Annotated in this window: 15 protein-coding genes; 7 read left to right on the forward strand and 8 right to left on the reverse strand. The window is 68.0% G+C overall.

All coding sequences use genetic code 11. The features are described from left to right. Positions 1-61 precede the first annotated feature (61 nt). The 4 genes from DACI_RS05860 to DACI_RS05875 form a co-directional block, all read right to left on the reverse strand. Positions 62-1126: a branched-chain amino acid ABC transporter permease gene (locus DACI_RS05860; RefSeq protein WP_012203087.1), complete on the reverse strand. Its 1065-nt coding sequence runs from the start codon at positions 1124-1126 to the stop codon at positions 62-64. A gap of 21 nt (positions 1127-1147) precedes the next feature. Continuing rightward, positions 1148-2077, reverse strand: a complete 930-nt coding sequence (locus DACI_RS05865; RefSeq protein WP_012203088.1) for a branched-chain amino acid ABC transporter permease — start codon at positions 2075-2077, stop codon at positions 1148-1150. Between the two features lie 157 nt (positions 2078-2234). Continuing rightward, positions 2235-3020, reverse strand: a complete 786-nt coding sequence (locus DACI_RS05870; RefSeq protein ID WP_012203089.1) for an ABC transporter ATP-binding protein — start codon at positions 3018-3020, stop codon at positions 2235-2237. A gap of 14 nt (positions 3021-3034) precedes the next feature. Next, positions 3035-4972: an AMP-dependent synthetase/ligase gene (locus DACI_RS05875; RefSeq protein WP_012203090.1), complete on the reverse strand. Its 1938-nt coding sequence runs from the start codon at positions 4970-4972 to the stop codon at positions 3035-3037. 319 nt (positions 4973-5291) lie between these two features. Between DACI_RS05875 and DACI_RS05880 the strand changes: the two genes are divergently transcribed. From DACI_RS05880 to DACI_RS05890, 3 genes are all read left to right on the forward strand, one after another. Next, positions 5292-6020 carry a Crp/Fnr family transcriptional regulator gene (locus tag DACI_RS05880; protein WP_012203091.1) on the forward strand — a complete coding sequence of 243 codons (729 nt, stop codon included), beginning with the start codon at positions 5292-5294 and terminating at the stop codon, positions 6018-6020. A 161-nt stretch (positions 6021-6181) separates the two neighbouring features. Next, a complete protein-coding gene (locus DACI_RS05885; protein WP_012203092.1) occupies positions 6182-6919 on the forward strand; it encodes a type IV toxin-antitoxin system AbiEi family antitoxin in 738 nt (245 codons plus the stop codon). Further along, on the forward strand, positions 6916-7830 hold the full coding sequence (locus tag DACI_RS05890; protein WP_012203093.1) for a nucleotidyl transferase AbiEii/AbiGii toxin family protein: 915 nt from the start codon (positions 6916-6918) through the stop codon (positions 7828-7830). Before DACI_RS05885 ends, DACI_RS05890 begins: the two co-directional genes overlap by 4 nt. A gap of 18 nt (positions 7831-7848) precedes the next feature. Here DACI_RS05890 and DACI_RS05895 read toward each other — a convergent pair whose 3' ends face one another. Genes DACI_RS05895 through DACI_RS05905 form a run of 3 tightly spaced genes read right to left on the reverse strand, consistent with a single transcriptional unit; the run spans position 7849 to position 11239 of the window. After that, the gene (locus tag DACI_RS05895) at positions 7849-9057 is read right to left on the reverse strand and encodes a CaiB/BaiF CoA transferase family protein (RefSeq protein ID WP_012203094.1); all 1209 of its coding nucleotides are present in this window, start codon (positions 9055-9057) and stop codon (positions 7849-7851) included. Continuing rightward, positions 9057-10055: a Bug family tripartite tricarboxylate transporter substrate binding protein gene (locus DACI_RS05900; protein ID WP_012203095.1), complete on the reverse strand. Its 999-nt coding sequence runs from the start codon at positions 10053-10055 to the stop codon at positions 9057-9059. The genes DACI_RS05895 and DACI_RS05900 overlap by 1 nt, the downstream gene beginning before the upstream one ends. A 14-nt stretch (positions 10056-10069) precedes the next feature. Continuing rightward, on the reverse strand, positions 10070-11239 hold the full coding sequence (locus DACI_RS05905; RefSeq protein ID WP_012203096.1) for an acyl-CoA dehydrogenase family protein: 1170 nt from the start codon (positions 11237-11239) through the stop codon (positions 10070-10072). Positions 11240-11296: 57 nt separating this feature from the next. Here DACI_RS05905 and DACI_RS05910 point away from each other — a divergent pair, with 57 nt between their 5' ends. Continuing rightward, positions 11297-12163, forward strand: a complete 867-nt coding sequence (locus DACI_RS05910) for an IclR family transcriptional regulator (protein WP_012203097.1) — start codon at positions 11297-11299, stop codon at positions 12161-12163. Positions 12164-12180: 17 nt separating this feature from the next. On the opposite strand, the gene DACI_RS05915 is transcribed toward DACI_RS05910, so the two are convergent. After that, positions 12181-12720: a hypothetical protein gene (locus DACI_RS05915; protein ID WP_012203098.1), complete on the reverse strand. Its 540-nt coding sequence runs from the start codon at positions 12718-12720 to the stop codon at positions 12181-12183. Positions 12721-13278: 558 nt separating this feature from the next. Here DACI_RS05915 and DACI_RS32465 point away from each other — a divergent pair. The 3 genes from DACI_RS32465 (at position 13279) to DACI_RS05930 (ending at position 16637) form a co-directional block, all read left to right on the forward strand. Next, the gene (locus tag DACI_RS32465) at positions 13279-14874 is read left to right on the forward strand and encodes a pseudouridine synthase (protein WP_318773082.1); all 1596 of its coding nucleotides are present in this window, start codon (positions 13279-13281) and stop codon (positions 14872-14874) included. A 195-nt stretch (positions 14875-15069) separates the two neighbouring features. Further along, positions 15070-15567, forward strand: coding sequence for a sigma-70 family RNA polymerase sigma factor (locus DACI_RS05925; RefSeq protein WP_013804342.1), 498 nt, complete (start codon positions 15070-15072; stop codon positions 15565-15567). Next, entirely contained in the window at positions 15567-16637 is a 1071-nt protein-coding gene (locus tag DACI_RS05930) for a FecR domain-containing protein (RefSeq protein ID WP_012203101.1), read from the forward strand. Before DACI_RS05925 ends, DACI_RS05930 begins: the two co-directional genes overlap by 1 nt. Positions 16638-16707 lie beyond the last annotated feature (70 nt).

Below are 16707 nucleotides of genomic sequence, written 5' to 3' on the forward strand. Positions count from 1 at the left end.
GCTGGGGAAGATTCCCCGGTTATCCGGCACTCTGTGGTGCCCTGTCTCGATACAGATCAACTCAATGCGGGAAGGGCCAGACGCGAAGCTTCTGGCGGGCTGTGGCCCACAGTTTTGCCAGGCCATGCGGCTCCACGATCAGGAAGAACACGATCAGCGCACCGAAGATCATGTGCTCCAGGTAGGTCGCCGTGGCCGTGGACAGCGGCAGGCCCATCCAGTGCGGCACCTGGGTGAGCAGCAGCGGCAGCAGCACGAAGAAGGCCGCGCCGAAGATGCTTCCCACCACCGAGCCCAGTCCGCCGATGATGATCATGAACAGCAGCTGCAGCGAGCGGTCCAGGCTGAAGGCCGCGGGCTCCCAGGCGCCCAGGTGAACGAAGCCCCACAGCGCGCCGGCCACGCCGACGATGAAGCTGCTCACGGCAAAGGCGCTGAGCTTGGCGTAGGTCGGGCGGATGCCGATCACGCTGGCGGCCACGTCCATGTCGCGCATGGCCATCCACTCGCGGCCGATGGCGCCGCGCACCAGGTTCTTGGCGGCCAGGCCCAGCACGCACAGGATGCCCAGGCACAGCAGGTACTTCTCCATGGGCGTGTCGATCTTCCAGCCCATGATGGACAGCGGGCCTGCGCTCACCGAGCCCGAGGAGGAGTTGTTCGTCACCCAGGCCGCGCGGCTGGCCAGCCAGTCCACGAAGAACTGGGCGGCCAGCGTGGCCACGGCCAGGTACAGGCCCCGGATGCGCAGGCTGGGCAGGCCGAAGATCACGCCGAAGACCATGGCCAGCACGCCGCCGCCGATCAGGGCCACCAGCAGCGGCATGCCCTCGAAACGCACCTGCAGGTTGTAGGCCGCGTAGGCGCCCACGGCCATGAAGGCGCCGGTGCCCAGAGAGATCTGGCCGCAGTAGCCGACCAGGATGTTCAGCCCCAGCGCCGCCAGCGACATGATCAGGAAGGGGATCAGCACGGCCTGGAAGGTGTAGTCGCTGACGCTGAAGGGAATCACCAGGAAGGCGACGGCCAGCAGCGCCACGATGGCCCAGCGGTCCTGGGCGACGCCGAAGATCTGCTGGTCGGATGCGTAGGTCGTCTTGAATTGACCGTTCTCACGATAAAACATGGTGCAAGTTCTCCGTAACGGTCAAACGCGATCAATGATTTTGTCGCCGAACAGCCCCTGGGGCCGCACGAGCAGGAAGCACAGGGCAAGGCCGTAGGCGAACCAGGTCTCGATGCCGCCGCCGACCATGGGGCCGAGGTAGACCTCGGAGAGCTTCTCGCCCACGCCGATGATCAGGCCGCCGATGATGGCGCCGGGCAGCGAGGTCAGGCCGCCCAGGATCACCACGGGCAGGGCCTTCAGGGCCACCAGCGACAGCGAGTACTGCACGCCCAGCTTGGAGCCCCAGATGATGCCCACCACCAGGGCCACGCCGCCGGCCACCGACCAGACGATGACCCAGATGCGCGACAGCGGGATGCCGATGGACTGCGCCGCCTGGTGGTCGTCGGCCACGGCGCGCAGCGCGCGGCCGGTCTTGGTCTTCTGGAAGAACACGCTGAGCGCGGCCACCAGCAGCGCGGCGATGCAGGCCGCGTACAGGTCTTCCTGGCTGAGCAGCACGCCGCCCTGGAACAGGCCCTCGAGGATGAACATGGGGTCCTTGGGCATGCCCACGTTGATGCTGTAGACGGCGCTGCCGAAGATCATCGGGCCCAGGCCGTCGAGCAGGTAGGCGATGCCCAGCGTGGCCATCAAGAGCGTGATGGGCTCCTGGTTGACCAGGTGGCGCAGCGCCAGCCGCTCGATCACCCAGGCCACTACCACCATGATGGCCAGCGACACGCAGATGGCCAGCAGGTTGGTGAACCAGCCCGGCTCCATGCCGATCCACTTCGGGATCCACTCGGAAAAGCGCGCCATGGCCAGGGCCGAGAACAGCACCATCGCGCCCTGGGCGAAGTTGAACACGCCCGAGGCCTTGAAGATCAGCACGAAGCCGATGGCGATCAGCGCGTACAGCGTGCCCACCATGAGGCCGCCGAACAGCGTTTCCAGAAAAAATCCCATGATGACCTCTCAGTTCTCCATAGTGCTGCGCGACACCCATATCGCATGAAACTGTCGCGGCCAAAGGCCAGAGACACCGAGGAAGAGCCGCCTCGCACCGAGGGTGTCGTCCCCCTTCCAGGGGGAAGGCGCGCAGCGACTCAGGGGGTACTTCATTTCAATGGCCTGTGCCAAGGTAAGCGCGGATCACGTCTTCGTTCTGGCGCACCTCGTCGGGTGCGCCGTCGCCGATCTTCTTGCCGTAGTCCAGCACCACGACGCGGTCGCTGATGTCCATGACCACGCCCATGTCGTGCTCGATCAGCACGATGGTGGAGCCGAACTCGTCGTTGACATCGAGGATGAAGCGGCACATGTCCTGCTTTTCCTCCACGTTCATGCCGGCCATGGGCTCGTCCAGCAGCAGCACCTGCGGCTGCATGGCCAGGGCGCGGCCCAGGTCCACGCGCTTTTGCAGGCCGTAGGGCAGCTGGCCCACGGGGGTCTTGCGGTAGGCCTGGATCTCCAGGAAGTCGATGATGTGCTCGACGAACTCGCGGTGGCGGATCTCCTCGCGCTGGGCCGGGCCCAGGCGCAGGGCCTGCATCAGGATGCCGCTTTTGATCTGCAGGTTGCGGCCGGTCATGATGTTGTCGATCACGCTCATGCCCTTGAACAGCGCCAGGTTCTGGAAGGTGCGCGCCACGCCCATCTCGGCCACCTGGCGGCTGTTCATGTGGCTGAAGGTCTTGCCCCGGAAGGTGATCGATCCCTCGGACGGCGTGTACACGCCGTTGATGCAGTTGAGCATGGAGCTCTTGCCCGCGCCGTTGGGGCCGATGATGGAGCGGATCTCGTGCTCGCGCACATCGAACGAGATGTCCGTCAGCGCCTTCACCCCGCCGAAGCGCAGGCTGATGTTCTTGATGTCGAGGATGACATCGCCGATCTTCTTGTGGGTCATGTCAGCGGCTCCGGTCAGGCCCTGGCGGTGGCGGCCACCGAATGGGTTTTGGCATCGATGATGGACAGCGTGGCGCTGACGCTGCCGGTGCGGCCGTCCTCGAACTTGACCTGGGTCTCGATGAACTGCTCACGCTTGCCCGTGTACAGCGCATCGACCAGCACGCCGTACTTGTCGGCAATGAAGCCGCGGCGCACCTTGCGCGTGCGGGTCAGCTCGTCGTCGTCGGGGTCCAGCTCCTTGTGCAGCACCAGGAAGCGCGCCACCTGCGTGTCGGCCATGCCGGCTTCGGCGGCCAGGTCGGCGTTCACCTGGGCCACGCAGTCGGCCACCATCTCCAGCACCTTGGCCTTCGATGCCAGGTCCACATAGCCGCCATAGGGCAGGCCCTGGCGCTCGGCCCAGTTGCCCACGGCCTCGTAGTCGATGTTGATGAAGGCGCAGACCTGGTCGCGGCCGTGGCCGAAGCACACCGCCTCCTTGATCTGTGGGAAGAACTTGAGCTTGTTCTCGATGTAGTTGGGCGCGAACATGGCGCCCCGGCTGGTCTTGCCCACGTCCTTGGCGCGGTCGATGATGCGCAGCTGGCCGCTGGCATCGATCACGCCGGCATCGCCCGTGTGGAACCAGCCGTCGGCATCCACCACCTCGGCCGTGGCGTCGGGGCGCTTGTAGTACTCCTTGAGCACGGACACGCCCTTGAGCAGCACCTCGCCGTTGTCGGCGATCTTCAGCTCGATGCCCGGTGCGGCCTGGCCCACGCTGCTCAGCTCCACCTGCCCGTCGCGCTGTATGCACACATAGGCGCAGGTCTCGGTCTGGCCGTAGAGCTGCTTGAGGTTGATGCCGATGGAGCGGAAGAAGCGGAACAGCTCGGGCCCGATGGCCGCACCCGCCGTATAGGCCACGCGGATGCGCGACAGGCCCATGGCGTTGCGCAGCGGGCCGTAGATGCACAGGTCGCCCAGCGCGTACTTCAGGCGGTCCAGCGTGCCCACCGTCTTGCCGTCCAGGATGTCCGAGCCCACGCGGCGCGCCACGGCCATGGCGCGGCCGTACATCCATTGCTTGAAGGGCGCGGCATCCTCCATGCGGATGGACACCGAGGTCAGCATGCCTTCGAAGATGCGCGGCGGTGCGAAGTAGTAGCTGGGGCCGATCTCGCGCAGGTCGATGGACACGGTCGAGGCCGACTCCGGGCAGTTGATGGTGAAGCCCGCCACCAGCCACTGCGCGAAGGAAAACAGGTGGTCGCCCACCCAGGCCGGGGGCAGGTAGGAGATCACGTTGTCGCCGGGGCCCAGGCGGTCCACCTGCACGCCGCCGCGTGCCGACTCGCCAAAGCTGCGGTGCGTCTGGCACACGCCCTTGGGCTTGCCGGTCGTGCCCGAGGTGTAGAGGATGACCGAGACATCGTCGGGCGACAGCGCGGCCAGCATCGCATCCCAGGCGCCCGGGTGTGCGGCATCCCACTCCTGGCCCTTTTGCAGCAGCGCCTCGGTGCTGATCAGCCCCGGCTGGTCGTAGTGGCGCAGGCCGCGCGGGTCGTCATAGATGATGTGGCCGAGGCCGGAGACGCTCTCGCGCACCTCCAGCAGCTTGTCGACCTGCTCCTGGTTCTCGGCAAAGGCGAAGTCGATCTCGGCATCCTCGATGACGAAGCGCATCTCGGCGGCCACGGCATCCTGGTACAGCGGGATCGGTACGCCGCCCAGCGCCTGCACGGCAATGAAGCCCATGTAGACATGGGGCCGGTTGTCGCTGATGAAGGCCAGATTCTGGCCGCGTGCCAGGCCCAGCGCCGCCAGGCCGCAGGCCATGTGGCGCACGGTCTCGGCGGCCTCGCTCCAGCTCCAGGTCTGCCAGATGCCGTATTCCTTCTCGCGCAGCGCCGGCGCCTGGGGGCGCTGGGCGGCATGCTGGAGCAGCAGGTGCGGGAACGTGGTCGTCATTCCATGTCCTTGGATGTTCGTGAATGGTGGTCGCATGGTGCAGATGCCCAGGCTGTGACCTACCGGCTTGGACTGCATCCTAGGACTGGCTTTGACGCCGTGGTGTCTGTTTGACGACAATCCGCGGGAAACTCATCATCGGGAAAACGCGCCGTAACAAAAGGTGCCAAAACGGTCTCATGTCCCGCTTGGGGGCTTGCGCATCCGGGAATGTGCGCGCGCCGCGGTCCTTCTGGAAATCCCGCTCACGCCAGCCACCGGGCTCGGGCAATGCTTGGGTGGTTTTGATGATTGATCCGCGCACCCTCGCCGCGACTCCATGAGCCAAGAACTGTCACTGCACCAGCGCCGCCGCGCGCCCCGGCCCGAGGAACTCGAAGGCATTCCCTGGCTGGCCGTACTCCAGCCCGCCGAGCGCGAACGGGCCCAGAAGGCGCTGGTCGTCGGCGACGCCCAGCCCGGCGACTATGTCTGCCGCACCGGCCGCGCGCCCACCTACTGGTTCGGCGTGGTCGAAGGCCTGCTCAAGATGAACACCGACGGCGCCGATGGTGCCAGCATGACCCTGGCCGGCCTGCCCCCGGGCGGCTGGTTCGGCGAAGGCACGGCCGTCAAGCGCGAGCCCTACCGCTACAACGTGCAGGCCATACGCCGCAGCGTGGTCGGTGGCTTGCCGATCGAGACCTTCCACTGGCTGCTGGACCACTCCATCGGTTTCAACCGCTTCGTCATGAGCCAGCTCAACGAGCGCCTGGGCCAGTTCATCTCGGCCCGCGAAATCGACCGCCTCACCAACCCCGACCTGCGCGTGGCCCGCAGCCTGGCCGCGCTCTTTCACCCACTGCTGTACCCGGGCGTGGGCGAGGTGCTGCGCATCACCCAGCAGGAGCTGGCCTACCTGGTGGGCCTGTCGCGCCAGCGCGTCAACGAGGCGCTGTCCGTGCTGCAGCGCGAAAACGCCATTGTCGTGGAGTACGGCGGCCTGCGCGTGCTCGACCTGGAAGCGCTGCGCAGCGGGCTGTTTGCGGCGGCGCGGCGGGCGGCTTGAGCATGCGCGGCGTCCGCTTTGGCGCCGTACCCATTGGCATGAACCAGCACCGATGCATGCCACCAAGGAATTTTGAAAAGTACTGAAAATCGTAGCCAAACTACGATTGGTAGAAAAATACCAAACTTGTCCGTGTTTGGAATAAGTGCTTGAATCGCAGCATGACTACGACCGGGGCAAGCAAATTAAACGCGCTCTACACGCAGCTGCCTGCGGGCACGCCCATCACCTCGCAGGATCTGGCAGCGCTGGGCATCTCCGCAGACCTGGCTGTCCATTACGTGCGAGCGGGCTGGCTGAAGCGCCTGATGCGGGGGGTCTTCTGCCGGCCCAACGACAGCCTGGCCCTGCATCCGAGCCTGTGCGTGCTGCAGCGCCGCCTGGAGGGCCTGCATGTGGGGGGCAAGTCGGCGCTGGACTGGTACGGCATGCGCCAGTATGTGGCGCAGCAGCCGGTGCTGCAGCTGTATGGCTGGGCCGCCGGGCAGTTGCCGCCATGGTTCACGGAGCGGTTCCCTGCCGAATACCATCGCAAACGGCTGTTCGATGAACAACCCGGCGATTTGCTGCACGTGGGACCGTTCGAGAAACGCAGCGGTGCAGCCCAGGTCTCGGCGCCGGAGCGTGCGCTGTTGGAGCTTCTGAGCGATGTGGGCGTGCGCCAGCCGCTGCAGGAAGCCAGGGAGCTGGTGGAGAGCGCGTACAGCCTGCGCGCCGATGTGCTGCGTGAACTTCTGCAGCGCTGCACCAGCGTCAAGACCGTGCGCCTGTGCCTTCAACTCGGGCGCGAGGGGGCGCTGCCCTGGGCCGCCAGGCTGGAGACGGCCTCGCTGCCGAAGGGAAGCGACAGGCCCTGGGTGTCCCGGTCGGCCGAGGGTCTGTTGGTGCTCAAGCCATGAACCAGACCTATCTCGACACTGCGCGCCTGTTGACACAGGTCGCGCCGCTGGTGTTTGTGGACGACACGTTCGCGCTGAAGGGCGGAACCGCGATCAACCTGTTCGTGCGCGATATGCCGCGCCTGTCCGTTGATCTGGACCTGGTGTTTCCCGATCACAGGCCGTCACGTGATGAGGCGCTGCTGCGGATCAATCAGGCCATCCGGCAATCGGCAGAACGTCTGACGAAGCGGGGCTTTCAGACCCATGCGCCGGTGGCTGCAGCGGGCCAGACCAAGCTGTTGGTGCGCCGCGGTCCCGTGCAGGTCAAGATCGAAGTGAACTATGTCATGCGCGGCACGGTGCTGCCGGTGCGGCAGGCCTCGCTCACGCCAACTGCGCGCGATGTGCTGATGGCTGACCTGGAGATTCCCGTGGTCTCCGCAGAGGACGTGTACGGCGGCAAGCTTGTGGCCGCCCTGGACCGGCAGCACCCGCGTGATCTGTTCGATGTGATGCAGCTGTTCGCGCACGGCGGCATCACCTCAGGCATCCGGCGCGCCTTCGTGGTCTATCTGGCCTGCAGCAACCGACCTTTGCACGAAGTGCTGTTTCCTCCCTTGCGTGATGTCCGGCACGATTTCGAGAACAACTTCCGGGGCATGACGGCCGAGCCTGTGCCGCTGCAATCTCTGCTCGCAGCACGCGAGCGGTTACTGCGGGAGCTTCAGCAAGGGCTGGATGCCAGTGAGCGGCGCTTTTTGCTGTCGCTGGCCGCAGGAGCCCCCGATTGGCCGGCGCTGGACATCGCCCATCTCGAACACCTGCCCGGCGTGCGATGGAAGGTGCAGAACCTGGCGCAGCTGCGCAGGTCCCATCCCCGCAAGTTCGCCGAGCAGGCGGACCTGCTGGCCGCACGGCTGGTCATCTGACGCCAGCACTGCACACCTTCAGATCACGCCTTCGCGCCGCAGCCGCTCCTGCTGCTGCGCATCCAGCCCCAGCGCCGCATAGATGCGTGCATTGTCCTGGCCAGTGGCCGGGCCGCTGCGGGGCGAAGGGGCCTGGCGGCCCGTGAAGCGTGGCACAGGCGCGGGGGCGGCGAGGGGGCCCAGGTCGGGGTCGGGCAGGGTGATGAAGCTGCCGCGCTCCGCGAAATGCGGGTCCTGCAGCGCGTCCTCGGCCGAGCAGACCTTGCTGAACGGAATGTCGTGCGCGGCCAGCGCGGCCGTGGCCTGGGCGCAGTCCAGGGCTGCGCACCATTGCACGATCTGCGCATCCAGTGCCAGCAGGTGGCGTATGCGCGCGGCGTTGTCTGCAAAGCGCGGGTCGGTGGCCAGGTCGGCGCGGTCCATGGCCTGGCACAGGCGCGTGAAGATGGCATCGCCTGTGGCGACCACGGTGAGCCAGGCACCGTCGCGCGTGCGGTAGACGTTGGAAGGCGCCGTGTAGCCCGCGCACGATCCCGTGCGGCTGCGTGCCTGTCCGCCCAGCTGGTACTCGGCCGCCAGCGGGTCCAGCAGGCGCAGCATGGCTTCGGTGGCCGACAGGTCGATCTCCACGCCGCGCTGTTCGCCATGCGGCTGCGCGTTGCGCTCGGCCAGTGCGGCCGCGATGGAGAAGGCGCCGAACAGGCCGGCCACGGCATCGCCCAGCGGGTAGTTCATGTGCTGGGGCGGGCCGCCCGCCTCGCCCGTGAGGTGGGCGAAGCCGCTCATGGCCTCGAAGATGCGCGCAAAGCCCGGCCGGCGCGCATAGGGACCGGTCTGGCCGAAGCCCGTCAGGCGCAGCACGATGAGGCGCGGGTTGCGGGCATGCAAGGTGGCCAGGTCCAGCCCCCAGCGGTCCAGCGTGCCGGTGCGGAAGTTCTCCACGAGCACGTCGAAATCCTCGATCAGCCGCAGGAACAGCGTGCGGCCCTCGGCCTTGCGCACATCCAGCGAGATGCCCTGCTTGCCCCGGTTGGCGGTTTTCCAGAACACGGCGTGGCCGTCGTGCACGGGGGCCAGGCTGCGCAGCGTGTCGCCGCCGCCGGGCAACTCCAGCTTGACGACGTCGGCGCCCAGGTCGCCGCACAGGGTGGCCGAGAAGGGGGCGGCCAGCACCGTGGCCATGTCGAGGATGCGCACACCCTCCAGCGGATAGCCTTGGCGCTGCATCAGTTGCCTTTCAGGTCCACGTTCTTCAGCACGGGCTCCCAGGCGCGGCGGTCTTCGGCCACGCGCTTGTGGAAGTCCGCCGTCTGCGTGGGCAGCGGCGTGGCACCCAGGCGCGCCAGCTTGTCGCGTGTCTCGGGCAAGGCCATGGCCTTGGCCAGCGCCTGGTTGAGCGTGGCCACGATCTGCTGCGGCGTGCCCTTGGGCGCGGCCAGGCCCACCCACAGGCCGGTGTCCAGCCCGGCCACGCCCAGCTCGGCAAAGGTGGGAATGTCGGGCGCTGCGGGCGAGCGGCTCTTGCCGGTCTGCGCCAGGATGCGGATCTGCCCGCCCTGCATGTAGGGCAGGGTGCCGCCCAGGTTGTTGCACATCACCGGGATGTGGCCGGCCATGAGGTCGTTGACGGCCGGGGCATTGCCCTTGTAGGGCAGGTGCTGCATCTTGGTGCCGAGCCGGTGGTTGACCATCTCGCAGACCAGGTGCGAGGGCGTGGCCGTGCCGGCCGAGCCGAAGGACAGCGTGCCGGGCCTGGCCTTGTCGGCCGCCACCAGTTCGGCCAGCGTGCGGTAGGGGGTCTTGGCGTTGACGGCGATGACGTTGGGCAGGTCGGCCACGAGGCCGATGTACTCGTAGTCGGTCAGCGGATTCCACTTGAGGTTGGCGTGCACATGGGGCAGGAAGACATTGCTCAGTCCTGCCATGAGCAGGGTGTAGCCGTCGGGCGCGGCGCGGACCACGAGTTCCGAGCCGACCAGGCTGCCTGCGCCCGGCTTGTTCTCCACCACCACCGGCTGGCCCAGGGCCTGGCCCAGTTCCACCGACAGCGCGCGGGCCACGAGGTCGGTGCTGCCGCCTGCGGGAAAGGGAACGATCACGCGCACGGGCCGATCGGGGAAAGTCGCCTGGGCCGTCTGTGCCGCCTGGGCAGCCTGCGCGCAGGCACACAGCGCAGCCAGCAGGCCCAGGGTGGCCAGGTGCTTCGGGGTGAGGGGGCGTGTCATGGGGGCCTCCGGTGTCAGGCGCTCTCGCGCAGCATGAGCTTGGCGATGTTGAGCTGGTGGATCTGGCTGGTGCCTTCGTAGAGGCGGAACAGGCGCACGTCGCGGAAGTAGCGCTCGATGGGGCTGAAGTCGGCCACATAGCCCGCGCCGCCGAACATCTGCACCGCGCGGTCGGCCACGCGGCCGCACATCTCGGAGGCGAAGTACTTGCACATGGAGGCGGACAGCGCCACGTCCTCGCCCCGGTCGCGGGCGCGGGCGGCCTCCAGGATCATGGATTGCGCCGCGAAGATCTCGGTGCGGCTGTCGGCCAGCATGGCCTGCACCAGCTGGAAGTTCGCCACCGGCTGGCCGAACTGCTCGCGCTGGCGCACATGGGCCAGCGCCAGGTCCAGCATGCGGATCGCCGGCCCCGTGCACAGCGCTGCCAGGTGCAGGCGCTGCTTGTTGAGCACCTTCATCACGGTCTTGAAGCCCTGGCCCTCGCGCCCGCCGATGATCTGGTCGGCCGGCACGCGGCAGTCCTGGAAATGCACGTCGGACACGGGCGAGCCCGCCTGGCCCATCTTGCGATAGGGCTGGCCCGTCACCAGGCCCGGCGAGCGCTCCACGAAGAAGGCCGTCAGCCCCTCGCTGCCCGTGCTGCCTTCGCCGGTGCGGGCGATGACGGTGAAGACATCGGCCAGCGGCGCATTGGTGATGAAGCGCTTGCTGCCGTTGAGCACGTAGTGGTCGCCCTCGCGGCGCGCCGTGGTCTGGATGTTGCTCGCCTCCGAGCCCGCGTCCGGCTCGGTCAGCGCCAGGCAACCCGTGAGCTCGCCGCGCGCCATGCGCGGCAGCCAGCGCTGCTTTTGCGCCTCGGTGCCGTCGGCCACCAGGGCTTCGGAGCCAATGCCGGTGTTGGTGCCCACGCGGGCCCGCAGCGCCACCGAGGCCTGGGACAGCTCGAAGGCGCAGCGCACCAGCTCCTCGGTGCCCAGGCCCAGGCCGCCATAGGCCTGGGGAATGCTCCAGCCGAAATAGCCCTTGTCGCGCAGCTCCTGGACCACGGCGGGCGGAATGCTGTCGTCGCGCTCGATCTGCTCTTCGAGCGGATGCCAGCGGTGGCGCACGAAATGGCGGATGTCTGCAATCAACGCCTGCAGGCGGGCGTCGGCGGGATGGGGGGTGGGGGCTTGGCTCATGGGCCGCACTGTAGGAAGCGCGGGCACCAGGGCTGCAATGCAGTTTCAAATATTGAAATGCAGTTGCGGCTTTGCGGCCGTGGTCCGCACAATCGCCACGTGCCCCATACCCCCATTGCCCACCAACCCAGGGACTCGCAGGATGTCTGCCGCATCCGCGAGCAGGACCCGTATTTCGCGGGCACGCTGGCCAAGGGGCTGATGATTCTCCAGTGCTTCGTCAGCGACCCGCGCCCGCATGCCAACAGCGAGCTGGCCCGCCGCCTGGGCCTGCCGCGCCCCACCGTGTCCAGGCTGTGCCGCAGCCTGCAGACCATGGGCTACCTGGACCATGACGAGCGGCTGGACCGGTACTTCGTCGGCCCGGCCGCCGTCGCCCTGGGCTACCCCTATGTGATCAACACGCCCTTGCTCGGCCCGCTGCGCCTGCCCATGCAGGCGCTGGCCGACCGTGTGAAGGGGGCGGTGTCGGTGGGCGTGGTCATGGACCTGGATGTGGTCTACCTGGATACCTGCGCCTGGGAGGGCGGCACGCTCAAGCGACCCGGCGTGGGCGCCGTGCGCGGCGTGCTGGAAACGGCCATGGGCCGGGCAGGGCTGGCCCAGCTCGATGCCGGGGAACTTCAGCGCTTCCTGAACCGCGTGCGCAGCCAGCGGCCCGAGGAATATGCGCGCTGCAGGGACAACGCCAGCGAAAGCCTGGCGCACTATGCCGCCCGGGGCTTCGCGGTCAACATGGGGGACTCCGGCCTGGGCGTGTGCGCCGTGGGTGCGGCCTCGCGCATCCGCTACGGGTCGCGCCGCCTGCTGTTCAACTGCGCCGTGCCGGGCCTGCGCATGCCGGCCCGCACGCTGATCCGGGATGTGGGCCCCCAGTTGGCGCAGTTGGTGGCCCTGTGCGACCGGCTGCCCGTGGACCGCTGATCTGCGGGCCTGGCGCTTCAGAAGGCGGCCAGCACGATGCCGATGGCCAGCAGCACGCCGAAGGAGATCCAGCCGTCCTTCTGGTCCAGGCCGCCGATCTGGCGCAGCGCCTCTTCGCGCGCAGCGCCCACCAGGCCCCTCTGGTTGATCTGCTGTATGCGCGTGATCAGCCATTGCAGGTAGGTGCGCTTGACCGTGAACGAGATGGCCACCGCGATGCCGAGCACGCGCCCGGCGCCGCCCGTGCCGGGCATCAGCAGATTGATGATCAACAGGGTGATGAAGGCCACCACGGCATAGGCGTAGACGCGGCGCGCAATGGCCCAGGAAACGCCCATGAAGGGAATGGCGGTCCAGCAGGGACTCATGGATGCGAAAAAGCCCTTTTTCCCGCTGACCATGCGCTCCCACAGTGGCCGGTATTTCTCAGCATTCGGGCCGATGGCCGTCTCCATATCGGACCACTCGATTCCAGTCAAGTCCGGCTTGGTGATAAGCAGCGCCTTGAATTGTTCTTTCAATGGAGTGGAATTCGATAGGTTGGGTGTATCGCTCATGGTTTTCCTTGTTGAATGAGGCGGGAGTCCGGGCGGGATGGTTTGGATACCGCAGCAGGCGCTGCGCGAAGGGCTGTTGTCTCGAAAAAGCCCCCCGTTTCTGGACGGGCGCCATTCTATGGGGAGATGTATGGGCAATGGCAAGCCCAATGGGTTGATTTGCAATCGCCAATGAATGGAATCGCCCAAATAAAATACAGTTTTTTACATATTGCATGCCGTGCATTGCAAGATCCCAATCGGCCGGATTGAAGATGTTTTGCCGATGTGATTCGCTTCTTGTCGATTTTTCATTGAGGATTCATTCCGGTTGTGCATATCGCGACGGATACAGCGATCGGGATGGGTCGGCCGCCAGGCGCATTGCATGGTTCATGAATGTGTGGTGCGGAACATGGAGAGCCCGCCGGGGCGCAGGGCCGGGCGGCGGGGCTGGCAAGGGGGCCCTGGCGGCCTGCCCGCAGGCCGCCCGATAGTCGCCCGATAGCCGAGCGCAATGCCCGTATTGGCCGCAGGGCGCAGCCGCTGCGGGCCTTGCCGCGCGACAATGGCGGTCTAATGTCATCCCCTACTTCTTCCAAACCGTCCCGGCCCGGCGCCGACGAGGCGGCAGCGCCCTCCGCGCGCCCTGTGCTGCGCCGCCCCGAAAAGCCACAGGCCGAGCCGGCTGGCGATGCCCGCCGCCCTTCGGGTGGCGCGGGCAAATCTGCGGGCGCACGCGGCGGCCCGCGCAGTGACCGCAACGACCGCAATGAACGTGGCGGCGACCGTGGCGGCCGCAATGATCGCTACGAGCGCTCCGACCGCCGTGATGCCCCCCCTCGCGGCGATGCCCGCGGTGCAGCACCCCGCGACGACGCCCGTGACCAGCGCCCGCGCAGCAGCGGTTTCGGCCGTGCCGAGGACCTGGACCGTTCCCAGCCGCGTGGCGACTGGCGCGAACAGGGCGGCGGCGAAAACCGTGCCCCGCGCGAGCAGCGCGACATGCGCGATGCCCGTGATACGCGCGATGCCCGCCCCCCGCGCCCGCCCCGCCCGGACGATCGCCGCGACCGGCCCTATGGCCAGCGCGATGAGCGTCCGCGTGATGGTCAACGCGATGGCCAACGTGACGGCCAGCGCGACGGACCCCGCGACGGCCCGCGTGAAGGTGGTTTCCGCGACCGTCCCCGGGACGACGCCCGCGGCCCCCGCCGTGACGATGCGCGCGGACCGCGCCGCGACGACGCCCGTGGTCCACGCCGTGATGACGCCCGTGGCCCGCGCCGCGACGAGGCGCCCCAGGCCGAGCCCGCCTACCGTCCGCTCAGCGGCATCCGCACCTACCGTCCCGCCGACGGTGGCGCCAGCCGCGAAATCCCCGTCAAGCGTGCTCCCGAGCCGCTGCAGGAGCAGGTTCCCGGTGGCGTGCGCATCAACAAGCGCCTGGCCGATATGGGCCTGTGCTCGCGCCGCGAGGCCGACGAGTGGGTGGACAAGGGCTGGGTCCGCGTCAATGGCGAACTCGCCGTGATGGGCCAGAACGTGGTGGCGGCCGACCGCATCACCGTCGAGCGCGAGGCGCGCGAGCGCCAGGACCAGCAGGTCACCATCCTGATCCACAAGCCCATGGGCTATGTCAGCGGCCAGGCCGAGGACGGGCACGAGCCCGCCGTGGTCCTGGTCACGCCCCAGAACCACTGGAACCAGGACACCAGCCGCACGCGCTTCAACTTCGCGCAGCTCAAGGGCCTGGCGCCCTGCGGCCGGCTGGACATCGACTCCGTGGGCCTGCTGGTCATGACCCAGGACGGCCGCGTGGCGCGCCAGATCATTGGCGAAGATTCGGAGATGGACAAGGAGTACCTGGTGCGCGTGACCTACGGTGACCGCGACATCGACGTGCAATCCGTGTTCCCGGCCGAACAGCTGGCACGCCTGTGCCATGGCCTGTCGCTGGACGGCGAGGCACTCAAGCCCGCCAAGGTGGACTGGCAGAACCCCGAGCAGCTGCGCTTTGTGCTGACCGAAGGCAAGAAGCGCCAGATCCGCCGCATGTGCGAACTGGTGGGCCTGCGTGTGGTGGGCCTCAAGCGCATCCGCATCGGCCGCGTGACGCTGGGCAATCTGCCTGTGGGCCAGTGGCGCTACCTGGGTGCACACGAGAATTTTTAGCACCCCCTGAGCGGCTGCGCCGCTTCCCCCTCTCTCGCTTCGCGGGAGGGGGACGGCACCCTCGGTGCGGGACGGCCCTTCCTCGGTGCCCCTGATTTGGGCAGCGACGGTTTTGAGCTCGTGTTTAGAATGCGAACCATTCTCAAACGAGCTTCAGCGCTGCGGCACGCCAGTCCGGGGCGCGTCCGTCTTTTCATGCGCGCACCGGCCGATCCCGTACACACCCTCTATGTCGAACACCACGGCTGGCTGCAAGGCTGGCTGCGCCGCAAGCTGGGCAATGTGTTCGAGGCTTCCGATATCGCGCACGACACTTTCGTCAACGTGATCACCTCGGGCATGGCCGGCCGCATCGAGCAGCCGCGCCCCTTTCTGGCCACCGTGGCCCGCCATCTTGTGATCCGCCAGCACCGGCGCCGGCTGCTGGAGCGCGCCTATCTCGACACCCTGGCCCTGTTGCCCGCTGAACTTGCCCCTTCGCCCGAAGAGCGGCTGATCGCGCTCGAATCGCTGCAGGCCGTGGACCAGGCGCTGGACGCGCTGGCGCCCAAGGTGCGCGAGGCCTTCCTGCTGGCCCACCTCGAAGGCCTGAGCTATGCGGACATCGCCACGCGCCTGGGCGTGTCCATGACCAGCGTCAAGCGCTATCTGGCCCAGGGCTATGAGCGCTGCTTCGTGCTGGCGCTGTCCTGATGGCGCCGGTGCCTCCTTCCGATCCTCGGCGCCTGTCCAGCGCCGCGCCGCTACCCGGCAGCAGTATCCAGGCGCCCCAGGCGCTGGGCCGGCCCTTGCCGGCCGGCGTGGCGCGGGCGGCGGCCGGCTGGTTTGCGCTGCTGCAATCGGGCCAGGCCTCGGCCGCCGACCGGGCGCGCTGGCAGCGCTGGCTCGATGAAGACGCCGACCATGGCCGCGCCTGGGCCCATCTGCAGGCCGTCACGGGCGCGCTGACGGGGCTCAATCCCGGTGGCGCGGGCTATCGCGGCCTGTCCGCCGCTCCCCGGGCTGCGCGGCGGCGCCTGCTGGGCCTGTTTGCGGGCCTGGGCACGGCGGCGGGCGCGGGCTGGCTGGCCAGCCGCACGCCGCAGTGGCAGCAGATGGCGGCCGACTACGCCTCGGGCACGCAGCGCCGCCGCTGGACCCTGCCCGACGGCACGGACATGCTGCTGGGCCCCGGCAGCGCCGTGGCCTTGCAGTTCGACGGCAGCGAACGCCGTCTGCGCCTGATGGCTGGCGAGGCGCTGTTCACCACCGGCCATCCCGCAGGAACGTTGGGCGATCTGCCCTTTGTGGTGGAGACCGCCCACGGCCGCGTGCGCGCCCTGGGCACGCGCTTCATGGTGCGCAGCAGCCATGCAGGTGCGCGCGTGGCGGTGTTCGAGCGCGCCGTGGAACTGCGCCCGGCCGGCACAGGCGCATCCGCACGGCGTCTGCAGGCGGGCGAGGCCATGGACTTCACGCGCACGGGCTGGAGCACGGTGCAGCCGGCCGGCCCTGCGGACGACGCCTGGAGCCGGGGCCAATTGTGGGTGGACAACCAGCGCCTGGACGACTTCCTGGCCGAGCTCAACCGCTACCGCCCCGGCTGGCTGCACGCCGATCCGGCCGTGGCCGGGCTGCGGTTCTCGGGCGTGTTCCCGCTGGACGAAGGCGGCATCGATGGCACGGACGCCGTGCTGGCCATGCTGCCCGGAGCGCTGCCCGTGCAGCTGCGCTGGCGCACGCGCTGGTGGGTGGTGGTGGAGCCTGCGCAGGCGCGCGGCTGAGGCTCTTTCTTCTTTTTCGCATTTTTTGCGCCGGGGGTGACCCGATTTCCCGCGCCGCGCTTCCTTGCTT

Source organism: Delftia acidovorans SPH-1 (genome assembly GCF_000018665.1).
Taxonomy (GTDB): domain Bacteria; phylum Pseudomonadota; class Gammaproteobacteria; order Burkholderiales; family Burkholderiaceae_C; genus Comamonas; species Comamonas acidovorans.

Excerpts from the sequence above, each read along its gene's own strand:
- DACI_RS05860 (WP_012203087.1), bottom strand. The coding sequence starts at position 1,126 with ATGTTTTATCGTGAGAACGGTCAATTCAAGACGACCTACGCATCCGAC.
- DACI_RS05930 (WP_012203101.1), top strand. The coding sequence starts at position 15,567 with ATGGCGCCGGTGCCTCCTTCCGATCCTCGGCGCCTGTCCAGCGCCGCG.
- DACI_RS05895 (WP_012203094.1), bottom strand. The coding sequence starts at position 9,057 with ATGCAGCGCCAAGGCTATCCGCTGGAGGGTGTGCGCATCCTCGACATG.
- DACI_RS05925 (WP_013804342.1), top strand. The coding sequence starts at position 15,070 with ATGCGCGCACCGGCCGATCCCGTACACACCCTCTATGTCGAACACCAC.
- DACI_RS05875 (WP_012203090.1), bottom strand. The coding sequence starts at position 4,972 with ATGACGACCACGTTCCCGCACCTGCTGCTCCAGCATGCCGCCCAGCGC.
- DACI_RS05865 (WP_012203088.1), bottom strand. The coding sequence starts at position 2,077 with ATGGGATTTTTTCTGGAAACGCTGTTCGGCGGCCTCATGGTGGGCACG.
- DACI_RS32465 (WP_318773082.1), top strand. The coding sequence starts at position 13,279 with ATGTCATCCCCTACTTCTTCCAAACCGTCCCGGCCCGGCGCCGACGAG.
- DACI_RS05915 (WP_012203098.1), bottom strand. The coding sequence starts at position 12,720 with ATGAGCGATACACCCAACCTATCGAATTCCACTCCATTGAAAGAACAA.
- DACI_RS05905 (WP_012203096.1), bottom strand. The coding sequence starts at position 11,239 with ATGAGCCAAGCCCCCACCCCCCATCCCGCCGACGCCCGCCTGCAGGCG.
- DACI_RS05870 (WP_012203089.1), bottom strand. The coding sequence starts at position 3,020 with ATGACCCACAAGAAGATCGGCGATGTCATCCTCGACATCAAGAACATC.
- DACI_RS05900 (WP_012203095.1), bottom strand. The coding sequence starts at position 10,055 with ATGACACGCCCCCTCACCCCGAAGCACCTGGCCACCCTGGGCCTGCTG.
- DACI_RS05880 (WP_012203091.1), top strand. The coding sequence starts at position 5,292 with ATGAGCCAAGAACTGTCACTGCACCAGCGCCGCCGCGCGCCCCGGCCC.
- DACI_RS05885 (WP_012203092.1), top strand. The coding sequence starts at position 6,182 with ATGACTACGACCGGGGCAAGCAAATTAAACGCGCTCTACACGCAGCTG.
- DACI_RS05910 (WP_012203097.1), top strand. The coding sequence starts at position 11,297 with ATGCAGTTGCGGCTTTGCGGCCGTGGTCCGCACAATCGCCACGTGCCC.
- DACI_RS05890 (WP_012203093.1), top strand. The coding sequence starts at position 6,916 with ATGAACCAGACCTATCTCGACACTGCGCGCCTGTTGACACAGGTCGCG.